Here is a 20,736-nt window from a genome sequence, read left to right as displayed (position 1 = left end):
TGTCTGAAATAAATCTCATGACAGCCATGGCCCGCCGCTCTCCCGCTCTCGCTTCGGTCCCCGCCTCTGAGGATAACAATATCCTCCGCTTCGACGAAGCCCCCGAATTCACCATCGGCCACGCCGAGGAATCGCAAATGGAGGACATGGATCAGCAGGTCCGTGAAGCCCAGCACCGCCTTTCCAAGCTGCGCGCCGAACAGGAAGAACTCGAGCACCAGCGCAAGATCCTCGAAAACCTCAAGCAGAAGCAGGAACGCTTCATCGCAGGCCGCAAGGACATCACCGAAAAGCTGGAGCGCAGCCTCCGCGCCATCACCGATGACCTGGAAGATGCCCGCCGTCGCGTCGAGGACATGGCCTCCACTCAGCAGGATTTCCGCGATCGCCTGGATGAGCTGAAACTCTTCCTGCCCGAGCGCTGGCACCGCAGCCAGCTCGATCAGGAGCTCGACAAAGCCATCTCCGCCCTCATTGAGGCCGAAACCAGCTTTGAAAAAGGCATCCGCCGCGTCACCGCCAATCGCCCCTCCGAAAGCTCCCCTCTGCATCTCAATGCCGACCGCGATGCCGAAGACGAAGGCGAATACAGCGCCAGCGGCCGCCTCGCCAATGCCCTTTCCGGTGCAGACGACCTCGGCACCTGGGTGCGCCGTGGGTTTGCCTTCACCCTGCCCCTCATGGCCACCATCTTGATCGCCCTGATCTTGGCCAAGCTCATGTTTTAATCCTGCTCCACCATGAACAAACGCGTCGCCTCCCGCCGTCCGAAATCTGTTCAGGCCCTCGCCCAGGAAGCCCGGCCCGCCCGGCTGAAGCAGATGAAATCCCGCTCCCTCGCCATCCAGGAAGAGATCCACTCCCTGGAGTGCGCCATCGTGGCCGCCCCCCACACCCTTCGCCGCCGCCGCATGGCCTCGAAGGACGTGCTACCCGCCCCGGAACCCATGTTTGCCAAAAAGGCCCTCCGCTCACCCCAGCGCGTGCCTTTACACCAGCTTCGCGCCGCCAAGCGCCGCCGCCTCGCCCTCCTCTTGGAGTTCGGCGTCGTCGCCACCTCCCTCGTCGCCGCCCTCGGCTGGATGAACCAGTGGTTCCACTGGTGGGACTAAAACAGGGGTCCAAGAACGGTAGATCAAGGCTTCGGCGACACCCGCGACACCCACAATTGCGGGCGGTGTTGGCAAAAGTGTTGGCAAATTTCGAAGCCTCTTTTGCCTGGGTTTAGACGATAACCTATGGCTACCCTGAGAAAACGAGGGAAGGCCGGCGCTTGGTATGCCCTCTATCGGGACGCCGAAGGTTGGTTGCGCCAAAAAGCAACCCGCACGCTTGACCGAAAACAGGCCCAAAAGATGGCGGACGAATGGGAGCGAGTTTCTCGGCCCACAGCCAAGCTATGGTTTGATAAGCTTGCTGGCCAAGACTTACTTTCTGCTCGTGGTCTCAAATGTGGAGAAAGTCGTGCGACGCTCTTGGCAAAAGTGGCATACACTCACAAGATTATACCGACGCTTGTAAATTTTCTTTACAGATAGGTCTTTAAAATTGATCGAATTGAGGATTTAATAGCAATACGTCAAGATCTTCTACCTTGGGCAATTTCTTATTACTTAGCGCCGCCCAAACTGTAAGTCGAAGCAAGTGAATAGCATCAAGCAGAGGTTCGACCGGACAATCCTCCGATGAATGAGCCGAAGCAGAACGAGCTGCGTACACTTTTTTCGCTGTGTTAAAATAGGAAATTCTGTCCTTTCCTGTATTTCCAAGATAGGCTGCAATAAAAAGTGCCAAACGAAAGCTGAGTTCGCTTCTGTTCTGTAAGTAAAATGATTCAAGCACTCCGCAGATTGCAACCAAGGCCATCCCGCGACTGTGAAAATGTTGAACTTTACCAAGTATTTCGACAGCAAGCTTATATTGTTTGTTCTCCCCTGCAAATAGCATCGAGGAATGCCAATTCTCTCGCATCCATACGGATTTACTTTCAGTCACTTTTTTTGATTCTGCGTTTGTAAACCGTGTGTATATCGATTCCGTTTCGTATGGATAAAATGTAACATCAGCTTTAACAGCATCTTCTGCATTTAGAAAAGGCCCGTTTGAAATAAATGGGCAGAGTATCTCTGGAGAGATTGAAATTCTTAAAAGTGCGACAAAGTGGCTAATTTGCTCATCTTCGGTGAGCTTCGATTTCGCCAGAATCTCAAACTCAGCTTGGGCATTGATAACGAAATTCAACCCGCCATTAGCTGCTTTCCAAGGTTCTCCGTACCGCTTACTTGCAGTAGGACGTGTAAAGGAGAGCATGAAGGGGGCAAATAAGCTTGCGTAAGTCTTAACCAAATAAGCTTGGTTACCTAAATCTAGCGATTCAAAGTCCAAAGGGGGGCATGTTAATCCTAAATACACTTTTTTCTTCATCAAATAATCATGCAAATTCTAATTTATTTTGTCACCCATTTTAGTTGTCTGCTTATTCATTTCAATGGAACCCGATATGGCCGACCAATAATAATCCATCCAATGGTGACACCGACAAATCATCGGCGCTGCCGACTGCCACTGCATAATTGAAACCTTTTTAATGACCGCTGAACAGGTCACAGGAACATCACCACAGATAGTCTATCAGACGATAAATTCCATATGGGATCAGAATCAGCAATCCAATCCAAATCGCCTGACACAGAATTAAGACTATGAGTGTGACCAACCACCGTGCCACTCCACCAAGAGCTGGACCGATCGCGACAGCGTAGAAGAATGCAGAGGGCACCCCGGACCTCTGGAAGCCGAACCAGGCACAGGCCAGCATGCCTAACAAAACCGAGATTGTCATGATAACGGTATCTCTCCGTCGACTATGCCCATCTGGCTGGATAATCTGTTCACATACCATGGTGCTCAGCAATCCGATCAATAAACCGCCAGCCCCTCCCAAAACCTTGGAAGTTTGGTCTGCATAATGCAGATACTCGACAAAATCTAAACCACATCGGATGCCGCAAGCCGATAAGAAGATACTGCCAATAATTATGAAGAGTTCCATGGTGGCAATGCAAAGCTCTGAAAGATTGCACGGTCTAAAATCAACATCTCACCTATGCAAGCATAAAGAGCCAAGGTGACAATCGCCCAAAACAGCATCGGACCTGCCAACCCTCACCACTAAAAAGCGACTTCTACCAAGACGTAAAAAATTCAGTTCCTTGGCGTCTTTGCGACTTTGCGTGAAACCTGCTTTTAAACTGGGCAGAAAAAGCCCTTCAAAGCCCTTCCCTCACCAAGCTCAAAACTCCGGGTACTTGGGCAGGCCGTTCCGGCGGATGTCGTCCACATCTTTGGGCAAAATGGTGCGCAGGGGCATCTCATAACGGGTTTTCGGCTGAAAGCCGGGCGTTTCCGCCATCTTCTTCAGCAGCACCCAGGCAAAGTCCACCAGCAGCGGCTGATAAACCGTCGCGTCAATCTCCCCGTCTCCCACCAGGGTCATGCCGCCTTCGCGCCCGCGAAAGCCGTCCGTCCCGATGATCATGACATTTTCCCGGCGATCCTTCAGGGTCGCAGCAGCCCCCAGGGCCATGAGATCATTGTGAGCATAGACGATGTCAAAACTCTGCTGCAGCCGCAGCGCATCTGCGGCCCGGTCGCGCCCACCGGCCAGGCTCCATTCCCCGGGCGCATCATGCACCAGGATGACCCCAGGTGCCGCTTTTAGGGCAGCTTCAAAGCCTTCATGCCGCTGCTGGCTGATCAGGCTTTCGTCGTCTCCGCGGATCTCGACCACGCGCCCCGCCGCCTCTCCCTGCCCCGCATCTGCCGCTTTGGCCTTCAGGGCCTTCACCACCAGCTCACCCGCCAGTTGCCCCAGCTTTTTTTGATCGGCCACCAGCACGGAGGTGCAGCCCAGGGGCACACTGCTTTCCCCCAGCCCGATCACCTGCACACCTTTCGCCACAGCAGCGCGCACATCGCTCTCCAGCCCGGCGGTTTCCAGCGCATCCAGCACAATGGCATACGGAGCCTGGGCCATGGCTTCCTGAAATTGCCGCCGCTGGGTCTCAGCGCTGAACCCGGCATCCAGGATCTGGATCTGATAACGGGCATCATTGGCCGTCAGCCGCGCCAGCAGATTCCGCTGCCCGGTTTCAAAAGGCCGCTCTCCGCGCGCCGAAAGAAAGACGACCTTGCGGGCCTCCTCGATCTGCGTCTTCACCGGCCCCTCGCCACCACAGCCAGCCAGCAGCACAGACGCAAGCCCACCCAAGGACAACCACAGACGAAGACGGTTTTTCATAGGCAGCACAGGGAAGTCTTAGCGGCGGCTCAGACGGTAAAAGAGCCAGCCGCCAATGCCCAGAAACAGAACGTTCGGTGCCCACATGATCAGGTGCGGCATGGCGGCAGGTTTGCTGTTCAGCGTATCCGCCAGAATGATGAAAACCAGATACACCGTGGCCGTGATCAGGCTCAGTGCAAAGCCCGTGGAGGTCTCGCGGCGCTGGGCCGTGACCCCCAGCGGAATCCCCACCAGCGCAAAGGTGAAGCACGCCAGCGAGAAGCTGTAGCGTTTGCTCAGCTCCGTCAGGGATTTGCTGTGCTCCTTGTCATCCATTTTTTTGCCCGTCACCCCATCCACCCAGCTTCCCACCTCGTCCCACAGGGTGCTGGTGGACTTCATGCTGGCATTCACCTTCACGGTGTCCTCCTTCAGGCGCGAAAGGGGAAACAGCATGGCCATCTTCCCGGCATGGACGAACTCGATCTTTTCCACCTTTTTGTCTTCGGTGTAGGTGATGCTTTCGATGTCCGCCCCTTCCAGCTTCATGATGAAATCCAGCACGCCGGGCTGCATTTCCAGCGTGGCCTGCCGGGCATGGATCACGCGCATCGGCAGCCGCCCTTCCACTTCCACAATCTCCAGGTCCTTCAGCACGTTCCCGTCCCGCTTGCCCGTGTGGATGCGAAAGCCCGGCACCTTGTCCAAAACGCGGCCTTCCTGGAAAAGCGCCGCCGGATTGTCCAGAGCCACCTCAAAAAACATGCGTTTGATCCTGTCCTTCGCCATCGGCGAGACACTCACATTCACCCAGTAACAAATGCTGGAGAGTCCGATGGCCAAAGCAAACACAGCCGCGCAGATACGCGACATGGACCAGCCCGTCATCCGCAGGGAGACCAGTTCATTGTCAGCCGAAAGCCGGCCAAACACCAGCAGGATGCCCGTCAGGAACGCCCAGGGAATCGTGAAAATCAGCGAAAACGGAATGATCAGGGCGACAAATTCCAGCACAAAGCCCAGGGGCAATTGCGTGTCTCCCAGCAGTTCATCCAGCTTCTTGTAAACGTTGCCCAGCACCATCACGCCACTGAGCAGCAGCACGCCCATCAGCGTCGCCGAGAGAACCTGCTTGCCCAGATAACGGTCAAAAATTCGCACCACCATGTATGCCCCCAGACTAGGCTGGGTTTTAAAGCTGGCAAGGCTGGCGTTGGAAAGTCGTGTTCATCACCCCCGGCCCCCTCCAAAATCATCCTTCCACAGTTGCTTGCAATCTCCGTCCCCTGGCCATCGTTCCTGCCCACCACCATGCTGACCCGACTCCTTTTCCTACTGGCCCTCGTTTTGCCCCTTTCCAGCCAGGCCCAGGACCGCCCGCCCAACATCATCTTCATGCTCATTGATGACATGGGCTGGACGGATCTGGGCTGCTACGGCAGCAAATATTACGAGACCCCTCACCTGGACCAACTGGCCAAGGACGGCATGCGCTTCACCCAGGCCTATTCCGCCTGCACCGTCTGCTCTCCCACCCGGGCCGCCGTCCTCACCGGCAAATCCCCCGCCCGCCTCCACATCACCGACTGGATCGCCGGCCACACCCGCCCTCACGCCCGTCTCACCATCCCGGAATGGACCAAGCACCTGCCCGAGGCTGAAGAAACCCTGGCCGAACGCCTGAAAACCCGAGGTTACGCCACCGCCAGCATCGGCAAATGGCACCTCGGCGGGGCCGATCACTACCCGGAAAAGCATGGCTTTGATGTCAACATCGGCGGCACTGATGCCGGCTCTCCCCCCAGCTACTTCTCCCCCTATAAAATCGCCACTCTGCCCGATGGCCCCGAAGGCGAGTTCCTGACCGACCGCCTCACCACGGAAGCCATCGGCTTCATCGAAAAGAACAAGGACCAGCCCTTCTTCATCTACCTCCCCCATTACGCCGTCCATACCCCCATCATGGGCAAGCCGGATGTCGTGGCCAAATACCAGGCCAAAAAGGCCGACGGCAGTCATAGCAATCCCGTCTATGCCGCCCTCGTGGAAAGTGTGGATGACGGCGTCGGCCGCCTGCGTGAGACCCTGCAAAAGCTGAACCTCAGCGAAAACACCATCTTTGTCTTCACCAGCGACAATGGCGGTCTCAGTGGCACCGTCGGCGCCCAGGGCTGGAAACCCGGCCCCACGGACAATAGCCCCTCCCGCCTCGGCAAAGGCAGCGCCTACGATGGCGGTGTACACATCCCCCTCATCATCGCTTGGCCAGGTACCATCGAGCCCGGAACCACCAACGATGCCCCCGTGATCAGCTATGACCACGTGCCCACTCTTCTCGAAGCCACCGGCACTCCCTTGAAAGAAGGCCAGGTGGTGGATGGCGAATCGCTGCTGCCCCTCCTCACTCAGAAAGACATCCTCAAACGCGAGGCCATCTACTGGCACTACCCCCACTACCACCCCGGCAGCGCCACCCCCTACAGCGCCATTCGCGCGGGCGACTGGAAGCTGGTTGAATTCTTCGACGACCAGCATGTCGAACTCTACAACATCCGCCGCGATGTGGGCGAGGCTGACAACGTCGCCGCCGTGGAACCCGACATTGCCCAAAAGATGCAGAAGCAGCTCAACGACTGGCGCACCCAGGTGGGAGCCCAGCTTCCAGTCGAAAACGAACTCTACGATTCCGAGCGCGCCTGGGAATCCGACCGCAAAAAGAAGGGCCCTAAAAAGTAACTTCCCCTCACGGCAGCAATCTCGCCTTGCCCAGGCCGCCCCTGGGCAGTGTGCGCGGAAAGTCAGGATTGATCTGCTGATCCTTCACGGAGACAAACCTCGACTCCGCATCTTCCACAGACTGCCCATTCACCATGACCTTGCCCAGACGAAGCCCCTTCACCGTCACATCACGATCAGGAGAAAAGATCTCCACCCACCGCGATGGATCGTTCCCAGGACGGTAAGTGGCCGACATGGGACCAATGGCGATGAGGCGATAAGCGGGCGCGGGAGTGAAGGCCAACCTCACATCCTCCACCCGCAGCCCCTCCACTTCAGCCGCCACCTGGATGACACCAGGCCGGGTGAACGTCAGACCTTGAAGTTGGATGTTACGCAGCGTCCCAACTTCCACACTGAAGTCGTTGTCCCTGCCCTTTTCCAGGTTCGGCTGATCATAGAATTTGAACTCGCGGATATCTGTGATGTCCCGAAGCACAATGTCATGAATCGGACAGTCCAGGGTTGAGCCATCGGCAAAACGTTTCACCCCAGGCAGCAGACGGATCGAATCCGTGCTGTGCTTCCCCTCCGGCGCTCCTCGAATGCCTTCGATGGTCACATGATGAATCGGGCCAAAGGTCGGCGCATAGTTCTCCCACTCCCAGGCATTGAGGGCCACCGGGTCATCATGAGAGTCCCCGGAAACATCACGAATGACACCCTCGCTGGCAGGACCATTCACATGCACCCCGTCCCGTTCCTGGCGATCAAGGATCACCCCCTCCACCAGAAACTCCCGCACATTGGCCAGATGCACTCCGAAGGCCTTGCTCTGGCGAATGGTCACATTCCGCACCGTGATGCGGCGGACATTGTGCAATAGGATAACGCCATGTGTGCCAGGTACTCCATCCTGGCTGGCCGACGAGCCGCGAAGGTTGCCATTGGCCCCTTTGACACCATTCGCCAGGGTCGTCCAGATCCCGCCTTCGACCCGAATGTCCGTGTCCGGCTGTAGGCCCGCTGGCACCGGCCCATCGCGAAAGCCCAGGACATGCTCGTTGCGAACCATGCAGGTATTGCTGCCAGGCCGCAGCCGGATCTCGGTCGTTAGATCGGCCGTCAGCGACTGGCCGGACTTCAGAACAATGGGTGAATCCAAATAGTAAGGCTCCGGCCGGGCGGGGAGATGCACCGTGTTCTGCTGAGCGAAGGCAGCCTGGATGGCCGCACTCCACAGCTCGCCTTTGACTTCATGAGGCTGCGACTTGCCCTCCACATCGACCCGGTTCTCTGTCCAAGTGCCAGTCTGGACCAAGGCCCCAAAGCTCTCGATCGGGTTCGCTGACATGCCTTGACCACAGAACAGGGCGCAGGCTCCTAACAGGATATGGACTCTCATGATATGACTTGAACAAGGTACGATCACTCCGCTGCCTTTCTATTTCCCCTGGCGAACCTCAGCTTTCCAGTTGGCAGAACTTGCCGGTCAATGCGATGGAGCAGCCATGCAATTCAACCGACGCCCCAAATTCCGCTCCACCCGCATCATCGGCGGCCAGGAAGTGACCCCTCGCAAGAGCATGGGGCAAAACTTCCTCGTGGATGAAGAGGTGGCGCGCTGGATCTCCGACCAGATCCAGCCGGATGGCGCTGCCTTTGTGGTGGAGCCCGGCCCTGGCCTCGGAGCCATGACGCAACATTTGGTTAGCCGCCCGCAAAAGCTCCTTCTGATTGAGAAGGACAACCAGCTCGCCCCACAACTGGAAAAGAAGTACGGCCATCAGGGCGTCGAAGTGATGCACGCCGATGCCACCCAGGTGGACCTGCGCGAATGGTACCAGCATGGCGACGTGCGCGTGATCGGCAACCTGCCCTATTCCGTCGGCGGTGAGATCATGAAGCACATGCTCACCCCGCCCACGCCGGTGAAGAGCGCCGTCTTCATGCTGCAAAAGGAAGTCTGCGAACGCCTGGCCGCCCAGCATGGCAAGGATGGCTACGGGGCGCTCTCCGTACTCGTCCAGCGGGACTGGGACGTGGAGCTGCTGCGCATCATCCCGCCGGAAGCCTTTTCGCCCAAGCCGAAGGTGGACAGCGCCATCGTGCGCTTCACCCCGCGCGATCCCTCCACCCTGCCTGTGTATGAGCGGCGCAACTTTGAGAAGCTGGTGCGCATGGGCTTCAGCCAGCGCCGCAAGCAGATGAAGAACCTGCTGCCCCCGCCTCCAGGCAGCTGGGAAGCTTTGACCGAATCTCTGCAAATGCCGGTGACCATGCGGGCGGAGGAGCTTTCCGTCCTCCAGTGGGTGAATCTCTCGCGCTGGTATGAAGGCCGCCAGTCCGCCGATGCAGGCCAGAAGGCCACCGAGATGTTCGACGTGGTGAATGAACGCAATGAAGTCATCGGCCAAAAGCCACGCGGTGAAGTGCATGCCCAGGGCCTGCTGCACCGGGCCGTACATGTCTTTGTCGTCAACCCTCGCGGCGATGTCTTCCTGCAGATGCGATCCCACCTCAAGGACGTGTCCCCGCTGAAATGGGACAGCAGCGCGGCCGGCCACCTGGACGTGGGCGAAAGCTACGCCGCCTGTGCCATCCGTGAAGTGCATGAGGAAGTGGGACTGGAAATCACCAGCACCGAGCTGGCAGCCCAACTGCCTGCCGGGGAGCATACGGACCACGAATTCGTGGAACTCCACATCGCCCGTCACAATGGACCCATGCGCTGCCTGCCTGAGGAGGTGCCTTATGGAGAGTGGTTTACTCCCGCCCAGATCACCGCCTGGGTGGAGGCCCGACCACAGGACTTTGCCAAAGGCTTTGTCACCTGCTGGAAAGCCTGGCTGAAGGCCTCAGCTCCCGCCGTCTAGACGGGAGAGTCTGGTCAATCCATCATGCTGGCTGGCGGAAGACGGTCACCACGTCTTCATAGAGGCCGGTCTGGTGGGTCACGCCTGCGTGGGTGAACTCCTTGAAGGAGGCCACGATCTCAAAGCCACGCTTCTTCAGCAGGTCCAGCATGGCCTCATGGGTGAGGTTGCTGCGCCAGCCGCCCAGGCCACCGCCCACGCTGCCGTGATGGATGATGCCCACGGCCCCAGGCTTGAACACCCGGCGAAACTCGTCCGCATAGCGTTCCACCTCGGCCTGGTTGATGTGGACGAAGACGTCAAAGCTCCAGAGCGCATCCATGCTGCGGTCCGGCACGCCGGAAAGGTCGTTGCCGGAGCCGACCATGAACTTGGCCTTGCCCGTGCTGGCAAATTTTTCCGAGCAGACTTCCACGCATGAGGCGGAGATGTCCACGCCCAGCAGGCCATCGGAACGCTGGATGAGTTCACCCGTCCAGCGGCCACCGCCAGGGCCGATCTCCAGCACCTGTCCGCCCTGGGGCATGTAGCCGCGAAGCACGTGCTCAATGATGCCCGTCTTCCAGGCCTCGTTCGGTGTCCATTCTTCGCCGCCAGCCTGCCAGTCCCAGGCTTCCCAGATGGCTTTGTTAAGCGCGCGGCTGTTCATTCCGGGCACGCCATCACGGCGGCGGATGTGATCCATGAGCTTGAAGGCACGGGCCCCCACAGCGCTGGCGAGATAGTAGGTGGCAAAGGCGGCGCACCAGATGAGGCCGTTCTCCTTGACGATGAGCCAGGCGAGGCTCATTTTTTTTCCTAACGAGATGTGGCGGCGGTTATCGACGATGTCCTTCATTGCAGAGTGCGCGGTGTTTCGCACGGTTCCAGGCAACGGTCAACGCATGATCAGCCTCCTTGAACAGGTGGCATCAGGGCCACCTCACATTGAGGGTGCAAAAGTTCGGTCCTTTTCACATAAGTTTGGTTCACGGCCACCAGCAGGCTGGCATCCCACTCTCCCAGCTTGGGCCAGCGGCGATAGAGGTTTTCCAGCAGATCTGCCACGGTGGCACCCTCGGGCATCTGCCAGTTGATCTCTTCGCTGCCGGTGATGTCCCGAAGGACGGAGAAGAAAAGCACGCGTGTAATCATGGTTTTAGGATGCCGATGCACGGCAGGTTGCGGAAACGGCCCTGATAGTCCATGCCGTAGCCGACGACAAATTCGTCCTCGATCTCAAAGCCACAGTAGTTCAGGGGCACGTCATTCTCACGAGGGCGTTTCTTATCCAGCAGGACGGCGGTTCGCAGGGAGGCTGGATTTTCGCTCAACAGGCGTTCGCGCAGGGCCCTGAGGGTGAGCCCGGTATCCAGAATGTCATCGAGGAGCAAAATGTCCTGGCCGCCGAACTCGACGCCCGCAGGCCAATTGATCTTCACCTGCCCGGTGGATTCGGTACCGCCGTGGTAGCTGCTGGCACCGAGGGTGACGATGCGCATTGGCAGGTCAATCTGACGTAGCAGATCCGCGACGAAGAACAGCGCGCCGTCCATCAGCACCACCACGGTGATCACCTGACCGGTGTAGTCGCGCTGGATCTCTTGCGCCATTTCGGTGACGCGGGTGCGGATGGATTCCGCGCTGAGCAGCACGCGGTTTAGATCTCTTAAAACTCCGGTTAGGGCAGACATGGCAAGAATATTGGACAAAGGCGCAAACATGGGATTGCCGCAACGGCCTGACGCACGTTTCTTCCATCACTCACATGCTCGACTTCCCACCCACCAACCTGCGCGACCTCCGCGTGAGCTATGACCTGGACAGCCTCACGGAGGAAACGGCTCCGGCGGACCCGCACATACTTTTCAACCTCTGGCTGCAGGATGCCCTGGCCCATGCGCTGCCGGAGCCGAATGCGATGACGCTTTCCACCATTGGCAGCGATGGCGGGCCGAACAGCCGCACGGTGCTGCTGAAGGGGCTGGATGAGCGCGGCTTTCATTTCTTCACGAACTACGACAGTCGCAAGGGTCGTGACATCGCCGCGAATCCCCAGGCGGCGCTGACCTTTCTGTGGACGCAGCGGCATCACCAGGTGAGCGTGCGCGGCACGATCACCAAGCTGCCCCGCGAGGATGCGGAGAGTTACTTCAACAGCCGTCCCGTTGGCCACCAGATCGGTGCCTGGGTCTCGGATCAAAGCGCGGTGATTCCCGGACGTGAATGGCTGCATGAGCGCGAAGCCGAACTGGCGGTCCGCTTTGGCACCGGCCCCATCCCCTGCCCGCCGAACTGGGGCGGCTACACCCTGTTGGCCTCTGAGATTGAATTTTGGCAGGGTCGCGTGAGCCGACTGCATGACCGCCTGCGTTACACGCGCCAGGAAGGTGGCTGGAAAATGGAACGCCTGAGCCCGTGAATGCATAGGGGTGCCGGTGTCCGGCCTGTGAGCTGTGGGGATGAATTTCATTTTATCCCCATTTGGGGATTTTTGGTCTCAGCAGACTGATTTTCAATGGGTTAGGATGGGGATTTCATGGGGAAATAAGTCCCCATCTGGGGAAGAATGGGGACAGATGGGGAATTGTTCAACAAGGTTGCATGGGCTGCGCTGGCGGATGTTCATTGATGTTTTTGGATGTTATCCATCAGACGAAAGCGGATGCTTAATAACTGTGATGGGAATATCGAGGGAGCAGTCGGAGAGCGCAAGGCCAGACAGGCTTTTGGAGGCCAAGTGGCGTTTTTTGTGGGAAGCGCTCAGCCAGGTCACCCAATCACTGCCCAATGATGGGTGAGCCCCGTTTCCCAGATCTGCTTGAAGGCCCGGCCTTTGTTCGCATCCCTGGCCCCATGAATTTCGCCGCTGAAACACGCCTGCAAGGCGACTTGTCGTTGCTGGCACAGGCAGCCGACAAAGACCAGCCGCAGGTTGCGAATGCCCCGGTGCTAACGAGAAATGTCTGGGCTGGCCATCACGATTTGGGTTTCCGTTCTCATGGGTTGGCTGGCCAGGGTTTCTGCCAGCAGCGGAGACAGTTCGCAACGGCTGCGCTGATGAATGGCACGAACGAAATCCATGATGCGGGGGAAGTAATCGGTGGAGGTGAAGGCCAGTGCGCGATCTGGGCCGTGAATGACGAGGTAATGTAGCGGCTGGTTGAGCTGGATCCGACGGATCTCTGACCAAGGGTGAAAGGTGCTGTGACCCAGGCGACGGATGCGCAGGCCGTCTTCTTCCACGACAAACCGATTGATGCCGCTGCGAAGATACAGCCCTAGCACCAGCAGCGAAAGCAGGCCGCAACCACCCACCATGACGACACGCAGTGGGAACCCGCCACGGACGAAATGATCGACTGAAGAACGATAGGCCATCCAGCCAAAAAAGACGGTGAGTCCCAGGGCAAGAAGATGGATGAGCGGAGAGTGACTGAACTTGGTTTTCATGGGGGGGTAAGGTTAGCTAGGTAAGGGCCTGCCCCCAGCAGGCCAAAGGGAAGATGGTGACAGTTTGTCCATTCAACGTGGTTTTGAAACGGGGTGTGATGAGGAGCATCGCATGGTGTGGTATGGAGCGTGGCGAGTTGGGTCGCCCTTACAGGGCTCTGGCATCGGGGGCGGGCCTATACCCAGGGCGTTGCCCTGGGCTACGATAGGCTGCCCCTTTGGGGCGAAGAACCGGAACAAGCCCATTCCCAGATCAATAGCAGATCGTTACCTTTTCGGGAGTTAGGTCGCCCTTACAGGACTCTGGCATCAGGGGCGTGCCGATAACCAGGGAGTTGCCCTGGGCTACGATTGGCTGCCCCTTTGGGGCGCGGAACCGGACATCAAGGTCATCGTCTGATTCTAGCATCAATTGGACGGGATGACACCCCTTTGGGGCGAAGAATGGACATCAAGGTCCCGCTTATTCGTGGATGTCCAATCTCAAACCATTAATCAAGGCCAGAGGCATCACCCATCGCATCCTCACCAAATCATGCCGCGTCGGTAAAACAACGTCTCTAACCTCGTCCTTTTCATCAGCGCCAAAGGCGCGGCCTATCGTAGCCCAGAGTATCGCCCTGGGTAATGCGTGCGTGTGCCGATGCGGCGGGTTGTGAGCCCTGAAGGGGCGACCTAACGTTGCGCGTCCCGCACATTGTATTTCTCTGGTCGTCAGCGCAGAGGTCTTCGCCACAACCCGAACCGCCCACTTTTGATGAACTCTTCAAGCCAATTCGCCGAAGGATATCCCGGAGATGATGCCAAAACCCAGAGTCATCCAAGAAGACCGATGAGGGACTCAAGGGCAGCAGGCTATGACCGCCTGAAAATGAAAAATCACCAGATCGGCCTTGCTCCAGAACAAAGCAAAGGTGCCTTTGTTTTTGGCTTGTTCAAAGATAGTCATGATGTCGCTAGCTAGAAAGTAAAGCAGGTGGCCTTGCAGCAACTAAAAGCCTGTTAACCCAATGTTTTGGGACGCGGACACATGCAGCAAAACGAACCTGTTATGCTATGCAAAATACAACCCCATTAAATGTTAAACCAACCATCGTCCCCAAGGACGAAAATCGTGATCCCATCAGCGGCGCTCCTGGAGCGCATCCTGTGGGAGTCGGTGTCGGAGCTGCTGCGGGCGGTGCCACAGGCGCGGCTCTCGGAATGGCCGGTGGCCCCGTCGGTGTCGCTGTAGGCGCTGCCATCGGTGCCGTCGCTGGAGGTCTTGCCGGCAAAGGTGTGGCCGAAGCCGTGGATCCAACGGCCGAGGAAGCTTACTGGAATGACCGGTATCAAGCCGAACCCTATTATGAACGAGACCTAACCTATAACGATTATGGGCCGGCTTATCGCACCGGATTCACCGGCTACACGAACTACGGCCTCAACGGTCGTGACTTCGACAGCGCCCAGGCGGATCTCCAGCGGGACTATGAAAAGGACCGCGGTTCCTCCCGCCTTGATTGGGAGAAGGCCAAGGCAGCCTCCCGCGCAGCCTGGGATCGTGTGGACCGAAAACTCCCGGGTGACGCAGATCGAGATGGCAAATAAGGATCATCTTTCCTCCCTTCGCATGTGCCCTGAGCCATGCGAAGGGGCAAGGAAATAGGGGCTGGCTATTGCGACTTGGATGCTTAGAGCCTGTTCCGAAACACCCACTCAAACATCTCGCTGCGGCTGGGAGCGAAGGTGTCGGAGCACTTACTTCTTCACGCCTTTGGCAAAGAGCCATGTGTGCAGTTCGGCCTCTTCAAAGGCCTTGCCGACGATGCCGTGGCCGCCATCGGGATACTCCGTGTATTTGCAGTCTTTGTCGCGCTTCAATGCGTCGGCGAGGGCGCGGGAGCCCTCCACTTTGACGGTGGCGTCATCCACGGCGTGGAAGAGCCAGAGGGGGACTTTCTTGAAGGTGCCAGCAGTGTCTGGACCTGTACAACCGGCGACGGCGACTCCGGCGGCAAAGAGCTTGGGCTCCTGGTTGATCAGGTGGCAGGTGCCAAAGCCGCCCATGGAGTAGCCCGTGCAGTAAACGCGGTCCTTGTCCACTGGCAGGTTCTTGATCAGTTCTTTGACGAGATCCAGGGCCTGACTGCCGGGTTTGTCGCTCCAGCCGCCACCGGTGGCCCCATAGGGCTGGTAGCAGAGCGGAGCGACGATGATGCAAGGGTTCTTGGTGTAGCGATCTTCCTTGGCAAAACCCTTCATCCAGCCGCCCACCTGCTTACCATTCTCATTGTTAGGCGACTTGCCATGCAGGGCCAGGATGAGGGGGTAGGCCTGTGCGGCGTTCAGGTCCTTGGCCCCGTAGATGGCAAAGGGCAGCCCCTTGTACTCGGACAGGGCCCACTCGCCCGTCATCAGGGCTGCGAACGGGCCTTCCACCGGCTTCGCCGCCAGAGCGGGTTTGGCCACCTGCTCCTTGATGAAAGCCTGGTCCGCCGCCGAGAGACGGCTTTGCGGAAAGGTCAGTGTCTGCCCATCTGGCAGCCTCTTCAGCGTCACCTCTGTGGCCGTGGCGGAAACGAAATCCGCCTGGAGCTTACGCCCATCGGTGGCAGTCCATTCACGGGCATGCAGGGTGACGGAGAGCAATAGAAGGAGAGTGAAAGCAAGTCGGGTAGGAGCGTTCATGGCAGAGCGGGACGAGTCCATTCATCAACGATTTTCCTAGCGGGTTTCTTGGATATCAATGAGGGATTAATACGGTTTTTGGGCGAGTCGGCGCAGAGGAGAAGGGCCATGATTAATGAGGGTCTGACGCGGTAGATTACCTGGGGATGCTGGCGAGTTCGGGCGTCGCGCTGCGACGCGGTGAGGTGGGGGCGTGGAGGTCCAGGGGACCGCGCCATCAATGGCGCGGCTAATCCACGGACGTCGCGCTGCGACGCGATGGGGAAGGAGCGTGGTGGGTGTGCGGAACTGCGCCATCAATGGCGCGGCTAATAGACGGGTGTCGCGCTGCGACACGGGGGAAACATGGCGAGCCGAAAAATCGCTATCTTGGCAGGGTCGCCTGAGACATGACCGGTTCGCCGATCTCATCTCTGGGTTTTTGCCGCAGAACGGCTGCCGTTTATTAAGACCGGCCTTTCAAGGCCGGTCAGGATGCGCAGGCGGATTATCCCACATGGCGTCGCAGAGCGACGCGCGAAGGGTGGCAAGGAGGGGGCGTGCCGAAGGGGCAAGGCGCGATTTAGACTGTTCGTGCGCGGAGTTATTCCCTCCGAATCGCCTCAATCAACTTGCCTCTCACGGCGGCAGAGACGGCGATCCAGCAGATGAGGATGCCGAAGAGGATGATGGTGCTTATCAGGGCGGTGAGGAAGGGGATGGGGAGGGCGGTGCCGCCTTGCTGGAGGCTGGGCCAGACGGCGAGGATGGCGCTGAGGACGCCGAGCAGGACTCCGGCGATGAGGAGGACCACGTGCTCGCCGAGGACGAGGCGGCGGAGGGAGGCGGGCTGGAAGCCGACAGCCTGCATGAGGCCGAGCTCGCCACGGCGCTCGAGGACGTGACGGGCGACGAGGATGCCGAGACCGGCGGTGCCTAACAGAACGCCGAGGCCACCGAGGACGGTGAAGATGCCGATGTAGGTGTTCTGCACGCTCATGAAGGTTTCGAGTCGGTCCTTGGCAGGTTCGAGGGCGAGGCCGCGTTGCTCGAGCTGGCGGGTGAGGTGGGCGCTGACTTCGTCCATCTTATTGGCAGGGGCATCAATGAGGAAGGAGCGGTATCCGGCGACGTCGGGATAAGTAGTCAGGAAGGCTTGCTCGCTGATGATCATTTTCCCCTGGAGGACGGACCCGGCGAGCATGGCGTGGAGCTTCACCTGGATGGTGGCTCCGGAGGCATCCTGGTAATCGAGCGCACCGCCCACGCCGAGGCCGAGACCCCACATGGCGGTGGCTTGGTCGGCAATGGCCTGGAGGGGTTCGTTGAGACCGGACCAGCTCCCCTTCCCGGCGAAGCTGAAGCGGCCTTCGAGCTTGGCGGGATCGACTCCGACGATGACTGGCTTTTGGGCGCGATTAAGATTGAGGCAACTGGCGTCATCGCCCTGGCGGACGCGGAAAGGAACGATGGTGACGCCTTTCAAGATCTCTTCATCGAGGCCGAAGGCATCGCGGCCGGCGGGAGTGTTGAGGTCTTCATAGATGGGCAGGGAGGACTCGCCCATGAGGGCGAATCCGCCGGTGCCGGAGGTGGGTTTGGCGACATCGCCCGCGCTCATGCGGAAGGCATTGACGGCGGTGACGAGGAATATCCCGCCCGCCATCATGCCCATGACAGCGAGGCTGCGGGAGGGGCGGCGGGTGACATTGCGCAGGCCGATCTGCCAGAGGCTGTGGGCGAGGCCTAACGAACGATTCGTCCAGCGACGGGCGAGTGAGAGCCCACCCATGAGGAGGAGGAACCCGCTGCCAAAGAACATGCCGGCGACGGCCTCCGGCGCGGTGGCCTGGGTGCCTGCGGCCATGAGGGCGACGGCACCGCCGAGCCAGACGAAGGGCATGAGCTTCCTCCAGCCGGGCTGCCGGGTCCCCTGCCCTGCGGCGTCATCGGCACTCCAGGAACCGAGGAGGTCGCGAGCCTGCTGCTTGAAAAGACGGCGGCTTGCCCACCACAAAGTAAGCAGGACGACAATGACGGCACCGACGCCTGCTCCCGCCTTGGTGGCGGCGCTGCCGGAATAGATGAGGGGCAGTCCCTGGGAAGCGCCGGACCAGGCTCCGCTGAGCCCCTTGAGAGCCAGCTTGGTATAAAGCTCACCACCAAAGACACCGAGGACGGCCCCGATGATGGCGAGGACGCCAGCCTCACCTAACAAAGAGCGTCGCACCATTTTTGAAGTCCAGCCCATGGCCAGAAGCAGGCCCACCTGGGCGGAGCGTCGCTCCAGCGTGAAGAGGAAAAGCAGGGCGGCGAAGATGAGGGCGGCGGCGATGAGGAACATGCTGAGGCCGATGAAGAGACCACCGAAATCCACGCTGCCTTTGGCAGCGGCGGTGGCCTGGCCTTTCAGATCGGTGGCGGTGAGGCCGATATCGGCGAGGGCGAGGGAAGAGACGACATCTGCCTGGAGGGTGGCTTCTTCCTGGCCGGAATTGGGAAAGCGAATGGACGTCAAATTTCCGAAGCGGTTGGCCCAGAGTTTTTTGCCATCCTCCAGGCTGATGAACCCTTTGGGCGTGCCCTTGTAGTCGTCCCAGTACTTTTCGTCCTTGTCGCGGATCTTCTTGGTATCCATGGGGATGCCGGGATCCCAGTCGCGGCAGTTGTCCACATCGGACACGCCGGGGAAATCGGGCGTCCAGGCACGGGTAACATTGGGATCCTCCATGGGCAGGATGCCGCTGACAGTGAAGGTGGCGGTTTGTTCCTTCAGCTCGCGCCCGATGCCGACGACGTAATAGATGATGTCCAGTTTGTCCCCCACGACCAGGCCGTGATCCTCGGCCAGCCATTGGGTGATGATGATCTCGGATGACCTAACATTGAGTTTGTCCGTAGCGGTGACCATGGAGTAGGGCGTGGCACCTTTGGCGGATTTGAAGCCGTTCACCAAGTAGGTGAGGACGCCATAGCTCTCCGGACGGGCGAGCAGCTTGGTGGCGAGGGATCGGTCCATGAAGACGCGGTCGGTGCTGACTTCCCATTCTTCGCGGGGGGCTTCCACGCGTTTCATCTTGAGGGCGAAGTCACCCAGCGTTTTGGCTTTTTCCAAAGCGGCGGTGTCGCTGGCAAAGGTGGCGGATGAGGAAAGGAGGACATTCACCTTGGCGTCCATTTCGATCTGTGTCTGCAGATCGGCGAGGGGCACGAAGACGGAGTCCGGAGAGACCTGGGAGGCGACAAGCTGGAAAGCGCCGAAGTCCTCCGCGCTGACGATGGCCCCGACGGTGCGGCGGAGGGAGACATCCTCATTGGTGCTGCCAGAAAGAGGGGCATCGCGGGAGATGGCGCTGGGGCGCTCCAGGCGAACGAGGATGGTATCGCCGACCTTGGCGGAGAGCTTGCGAGCGAGGGGCTCATTGAGGGCGATTTGCCCCTGGGTCAGTTCGATGGCTTTGCCACTGGTGCTGAGTTTCCAGAAACCGGCCTCGACGCCAAGGACCTGCGTGCCATTGACCCGGACCTTGCCATTCGATGAGGCGGCGGAGCCGATGGCGATGATGGCGGGGGCCGCCTGGGATTTCGTCCCGAGTTCCTGAGTAAACCAGCGATCACCCCCGAGAATGCCCGCCTGGATTTTGCCAAGGCGGAGATCCGCGACACGGCGGAGGCTGGCGCGTACGGAATCACCCACGAGGAGGGAACCGCTCAAAATGGCGGAGGCCAAAAAGGCCCCAAGGAGGAGGCCGAGGTGTCCGCACCAATAGTGCCGGGCCGAGGAGAGGACGAAAGAGAACAAGGACATGTTCCCTATACGTGGCTGCGCCCGCGATGCTGCGCAAGGGCCACGCAAAAACTGCGCGGGTGCCGAAGCGCCAGCGCAGTTTTAACAACAAGAGGAAAAGCAGATCACAGAGCGCGGGCTTTGGCGCGGGTCTTTTTGACCGGCTTGGGAGCGGTGGTGGGGCGGAAGGCTTCGCCAAAGAGATACTGGCGGGCGCTGTCCAACTGGCCCATGACGCGGCCCATCCATTTGGTGAAGTCCTTGCCGAAGTGTTCGTCGGCCTGAGGGTCCATGAGGGCATCGTCCAGGCTGGCGTGGTGGGCGCGCAGTTCCATCTCCAGGTGCATGCCGATCTCCGGGATGTAGAGCTCGACGGCCTCAAACATGTCCATGACGCGGGCGGCGTAGCTGGTGTCCCAGACCTTGTCATCGTCTTCGTAGCTGCTGGTGATGAGGTGGGCGATGGTGTATTCGGCGTTGTCGGAATAGACTTCGGCGGCTTCCAAAACGGAGTCGAAGCTGTCGTGCTCACTGGTCACCGGGATGACCACGGAGAGGCTGACGCTGGCCTCAGGCAGGATGAGATCGAGCTGCTCATTCTGATAAAGTTTTTGAAAAAATTCACCCATGCCGGTGGCCATCTCCAGGATGGTGACCGGGCTTTCATCCAGTTTGTCCAGCAGGCTGTCAGCCGTGAGAGTGCTGGCATCGAAGACGCGACCCGAGGTGTCATTGCCCGCATCATCCACGAGGGAGAGGAGCTGGTGCGGGGCACCGTATTCCTGCAGATAACGGGCGCAGCAATGAGCCAGCGTGCTCTTGCCAGTGGAAGGATAGTCGTTCTGGATGAGGATCAGCTTTTTCATAATTTTGTTAGGCTTCGTTAACAATCTACAAATTATTAAAATTATTGCAAGCATAAATAATTTACTTTTCCATAATTTCTGTAAAAGCGTGATTTTTAACGGGTTGTTTTGTTTTTTCAGATCGAA

The 20,736-nt window shown here is 58.8% G+C and carries 19 protein-coding genes; 7 read left to right on the top strand and 12 right to left on the bottom strand.

The annotated features are described in order from the left end of the window. Positions 1-26: 26 nt before the first annotated feature. Together ABEB25_RS11430 and ABEB25_RS11425 are read left to right on the top strand one after the other, a co-directional pair. Positions 27-728 (top strand): hypothetical protein, encoded by a 702-nt coding sequence (locus ABEB25_RS11430; protein ID WP_345736539.1) that lies wholly within the window; start codon positions 27-29, stop codon positions 726-728. A gap of 12 nt (positions 729-740) precedes the next feature. Next, on the top strand, positions 741-1,112 hold the full coding sequence (locus ABEB25_RS11425) for a hypothetical protein (protein ID WP_345736538.1): 372 nt from the start codon (positions 741-743) through the stop codon (positions 1,110-1,112). Between the two features lie 430 nt (positions 1,113-1,542). Here the strand turns inward: ABEB25_RS11425 and ABEB25_RS11420 are convergent, their stop codons facing one another. The 4 genes from ABEB25_RS11420 to ABEB25_RS11405 form a co-directional block, all read right to left on the bottom strand. Further along, on the bottom strand, positions 1,543-2,424 hold the full coding sequence (locus ABEB25_RS11420; protein WP_345736537.1) for a hypothetical protein: 882 nt from the start codon (positions 2,422-2,424) through the stop codon (positions 1,543-1,545). A 190-nt stretch (positions 2,425-2,614) separates the two neighbouring features. Continuing rightward, entirely contained in the window at positions 2,615-3,052 is a 438-nt protein-coding gene (locus tag ABEB25_RS11415) for a hypothetical protein (protein WP_345736536.1), read from the bottom strand. 240 nt (positions 3,053-3,292) lie between these two features. Then, positions 3,293-4,300, bottom strand: coding sequence for a sugar ABC transporter substrate-binding protein (locus tag ABEB25_RS11410; protein ID WP_345736535.1), 1,008 nt, complete (start codon positions 4,298-4,300; stop codon positions 3,293-3,295). An 18-nt stretch (positions 4,301-4,318) separates the two neighbouring features. Continuing rightward, positions 4,319-5,449 carry an LptF/LptG family permease gene (locus tag ABEB25_RS11405; protein ID WP_345736534.1) on the bottom strand — a complete coding sequence of 377 codons (1,131 nt, stop codon included), beginning with the start codon at positions 5,447-5,449 and terminating at the stop codon, positions 4,319-4,321. A gap of 144 nt (positions 5,450-5,593) precedes the next feature. On the opposite strand from ABEB25_RS11405, the gene ABEB25_RS11400 reads away from it, so the two are divergent. Continuing rightward, positions 5,594-7,018, top strand: coding sequence for a sulfatase (locus tag ABEB25_RS11400; protein WP_345736533.1), 1,425 nt, complete (start codon positions 5,594-5,596; stop codon positions 7,016-7,018). 7 nt (positions 7,019-7,025) lie between these two features. Here the strand turns inward: ABEB25_RS11400 and ABEB25_RS11395 are convergent, their stop codons facing one another. After that, positions 7,026-8,354, bottom strand: a complete 1,329-nt coding sequence (locus tag ABEB25_RS11395) for a hypothetical protein (RefSeq protein WP_345736532.1) — start codon at positions 8,352-8,354, stop codon at positions 7,026-7,028. 157 nt (positions 8,355-8,511) lie between these two features. On the opposite strand from ABEB25_RS11395, the gene rsmA reads away from it, so the two are divergent. Then, complete coding sequence (gene rsmA / locus ABEB25_RS11390; protein ID WP_345736531.1) at positions 8,512-9,876, top strand: 16S rRNA (adenine(1518)-N(6)/adenine(1519)-N(6))-dimethyltransferase RsmA; 1,365 nt, start codon at positions 8,512-8,514, stop codon at positions 9,874-9,876. 22 nt (positions 9,877-9,898) lie between these two features. On the opposite strand, the gene ABEB25_RS11385 is transcribed toward rsmA, so the two are convergent. The 3 genes from ABEB25_RS11385 to hpt are packed head-to-tail and all read right to left on the bottom strand — an operon-like array spanning position 9,899 to position 11,549. Then, entirely contained in the window at positions 9,899-10,714 is an 816-nt protein-coding gene (locus tag ABEB25_RS11385) for a class I SAM-dependent methyltransferase (RefSeq protein ID WP_345736530.1), read from the bottom strand. A 50-nt stretch (positions 10,715-10,764) separates the two neighbouring features. After that, entirely contained in the window at positions 10,765-11,010 is a 246-nt protein-coding gene (locus ABEB25_RS11380) for a MoaD/ThiS family protein (protein WP_345736529.1), read from the bottom strand. Further along, positions 11,007-11,549: a hypoxanthine phosphoribosyltransferase gene (gene hpt, locus ABEB25_RS11375; protein ID WP_345736528.1), complete on the bottom strand. Its 543-nt coding sequence runs from the start codon at positions 11,547-11,549 to the stop codon at positions 11,007-11,009. Before hpt ends, ABEB25_RS11380 begins: the two co-directional genes overlap by 4 nt. A 74-nt stretch (positions 11,550-11,623) precedes the next feature. Here hpt and pdxH point away from each other — a divergent pair, with 74 nt between their 5' ends. Further along, positions 11,624-12,277, top strand: a complete 654-nt coding sequence (pdxH, locus tag ABEB25_RS11370; protein WP_345736527.1) for a pyridoxamine 5'-phosphate oxidase — start codon at positions 11,624-11,626, stop codon at positions 12,275-12,277. Between the two features lie 530 nt (positions 12,278-12,807). Here the strand turns inward: pdxH and ABEB25_RS11365 are convergent. Next, complete coding sequence (locus ABEB25_RS11365) at positions 12,808-13,308, bottom strand: PH domain-containing protein (protein ID WP_345736526.1); 501 nt, start codon at positions 13,306-13,308, stop codon at positions 12,808-12,810. Positions 13,309-14,065: 757 nt separating this feature from the next. Between ABEB25_RS11365 and ABEB25_RS11360 the strand changes: the two genes are divergently transcribed. Then, on the top strand, positions 14,066-14,272 hold the full coding sequence (locus tag ABEB25_RS11360) for a hypothetical protein (RefSeq protein WP_345736525.1): 207 nt from the start codon (positions 14,066-14,068) through the stop codon (positions 14,270-14,272). 92 nt (positions 14,273-14,364) lie between these two features. Next, entirely contained in the window at positions 14,365-14,898 is a 534-nt protein-coding gene (locus ABEB25_RS11355; RefSeq protein WP_345736524.1) for a hypothetical protein, read from the top strand. Positions 14,899-15,048: 150 nt separating this feature from the next. Here ABEB25_RS11355 and ABEB25_RS11350 read toward each other — a convergent pair whose 3' ends face one another. The 3 genes from ABEB25_RS11350 to ABEB25_RS11340 all read right to left on the bottom strand — a co-directional run bounded on the left by ABEB25_RS11350 (position 15,049) and on the right by ABEB25_RS11340 (position 20,610). Further along, positions 15,049-15,978: a carboxylesterase family protein gene (locus ABEB25_RS11350; protein WP_345736523.1), complete on the bottom strand. Its 930-nt coding sequence runs from the start codon at positions 15,976-15,978 to the stop codon at positions 15,049-15,051. A gap of 583 nt (positions 15,979-16,561) precedes the next feature. Beyond that, positions 16,562-19,765 carry an FtsX-like permease family protein gene (locus ABEB25_RS11345; protein WP_345736522.1) on the bottom strand — a complete coding sequence of 1,068 codons (3,204 nt, stop codon included), beginning with the start codon at positions 19,763-19,765 and terminating at the stop codon, positions 16,562-16,564. A 104-nt stretch (positions 19,766-19,869) separates the two neighbouring features. Further along, entirely contained in the window at positions 19,870-20,610 is a 741-nt protein-coding gene (locus tag ABEB25_RS11340) for an amidinotransferase domain-containing protein (RefSeq protein WP_345736521.1), read from the bottom strand. Positions 20,611-20,736 lie beyond the last annotated feature (126 nt).

This window comes from Prosthecobacter algae, assembly GCF_039542385.1.
Taxonomy (GTDB): Bacteria; Verrucomicrobiota; Verrucomicrobiia; order Verrucomicrobiales; family Verrucomicrobiaceae; genus Prosthecobacter; species Prosthecobacter algae.
The sequence above is the reverse complement of the archived record's forward strand: the minus strand, read 5'-3'. Positions and strand labels throughout refer to the sequence as shown.

Excerpts from the sequence above, each read along its gene's own strand:
- ABEB25_RS11430 (WP_345736539.1), top strand. The coding sequence starts at position 27 with ATGGCCCGCCGCTCTCCCGCTCTCGCTTCGGTCCCCGCCTCTGAGGAT.
- ABEB25_RS11425 (WP_345736538.1), top strand. The coding sequence starts at position 741 with ATGAACAAACGCGTCGCCTCCCGCCGTCCGAAATCTGTTCAGGCCCTC.
- ABEB25_RS11420 (WP_345736537.1), bottom strand. The coding sequence starts at position 2,424 with ATGAAGAAAAAAGTGTATTTAGGATTAACATGCCCCCCTTTGGACTTT.
- ABEB25_RS11415 (WP_345736536.1), bottom strand. The coding sequence starts at position 3,052 with ATGGAACTCTTCATAATTATTGGCAGTATCTTCTTATCGGCTTGCGGC.
- ABEB25_RS11410 (WP_345736535.1), bottom strand. The coding sequence starts at position 4,300 with ATGAAAAACCGTCTTCGTCTGTGGTTGTCCTTGGGTGGGCTTGCGTCT.
- ABEB25_RS11405 (WP_345736534.1), bottom strand. The coding sequence starts at position 5,449 with ATGGTGGTGCGAATTTTTGACCGTTATCTGGGCAAGCAGGTTCTCTCG.
- ABEB25_RS11400 (WP_345736533.1), top strand. The coding sequence starts at position 5,594 with ATGCTGACCCGACTCCTTTTCCTACTGGCCCTCGTTTTGCCCCTTTCC.
- ABEB25_RS11395 (WP_345736532.1), bottom strand. The coding sequence starts at position 8,354 with ATGTCAGCGAACCCGATCGAGAGCTTTGGGGCCTTGGTCCAGACTGGC.
- rsmA (WP_345736531.1), top strand. The coding sequence starts at position 8,512 with ATGCAATTCAACCGACGCCCCAAATTCCGCTCCACCCGCATCATCGGC.
- ABEB25_RS11385 (WP_345736530.1), bottom strand. The coding sequence starts at position 10,714 with ATGAAGGACATCGTCGATAACCGCCGCCACATCTCGTTAGGAAAAAAA.
- ABEB25_RS11380 (WP_345736529.1), bottom strand. The coding sequence starts at position 11,010 with ATGATTACACGCGTGCTTTTCTTCTCCGTCCTTCGGGACATCACCGGC.
- hpt (WP_345736528.1), bottom strand. The coding sequence starts at position 11,549 with ATGTCTGCCCTAACCGGAGTTTTAAGAGATCTAAACCGCGTGCTGCTC.
- pdxH (WP_345736527.1), top strand. The coding sequence starts at position 11,624 with ATGCTCGACTTCCCACCCACCAACCTGCGCGACCTCCGCGTGAGCTAT.
- ABEB25_RS11365 (WP_345736526.1), bottom strand. The coding sequence starts at position 13,308 with ATGAAAACCAAGTTCAGTCACTCTCCGCTCATCCATCTTCTTGCCCTG.
- ABEB25_RS11360 (WP_345736525.1), top strand. The coding sequence starts at position 14,066 with ATGAACTCTTCAAGCCAATTCGCCGAAGGATATCCCGGAGATGATGCC.
- ABEB25_RS11355 (WP_345736524.1), top strand. The coding sequence starts at position 14,365 with ATGCAAAATACAACCCCATTAAATGTTAAACCAACCATCGTCCCCAAG.
- ABEB25_RS11350 (WP_345736523.1), bottom strand. The coding sequence starts at position 15,978 with ATGAACGCTCCTACCCGACTTGCTTTCACTCTCCTTCTATTGCTCTCC.
- ABEB25_RS11345 (WP_345736522.1), bottom strand. The coding sequence starts at position 19,765 with ATGTCCTTGTTCTCTTTCGTCCTCTCCTCGGCCCGGCACTATTGGTGC.
- ABEB25_RS11340 (WP_345736521.1), bottom strand. The coding sequence starts at position 20,610 with ATGAAAAAGCTGATCCTCATCCAGAACGACTATCCTTCCACTGGCAAG.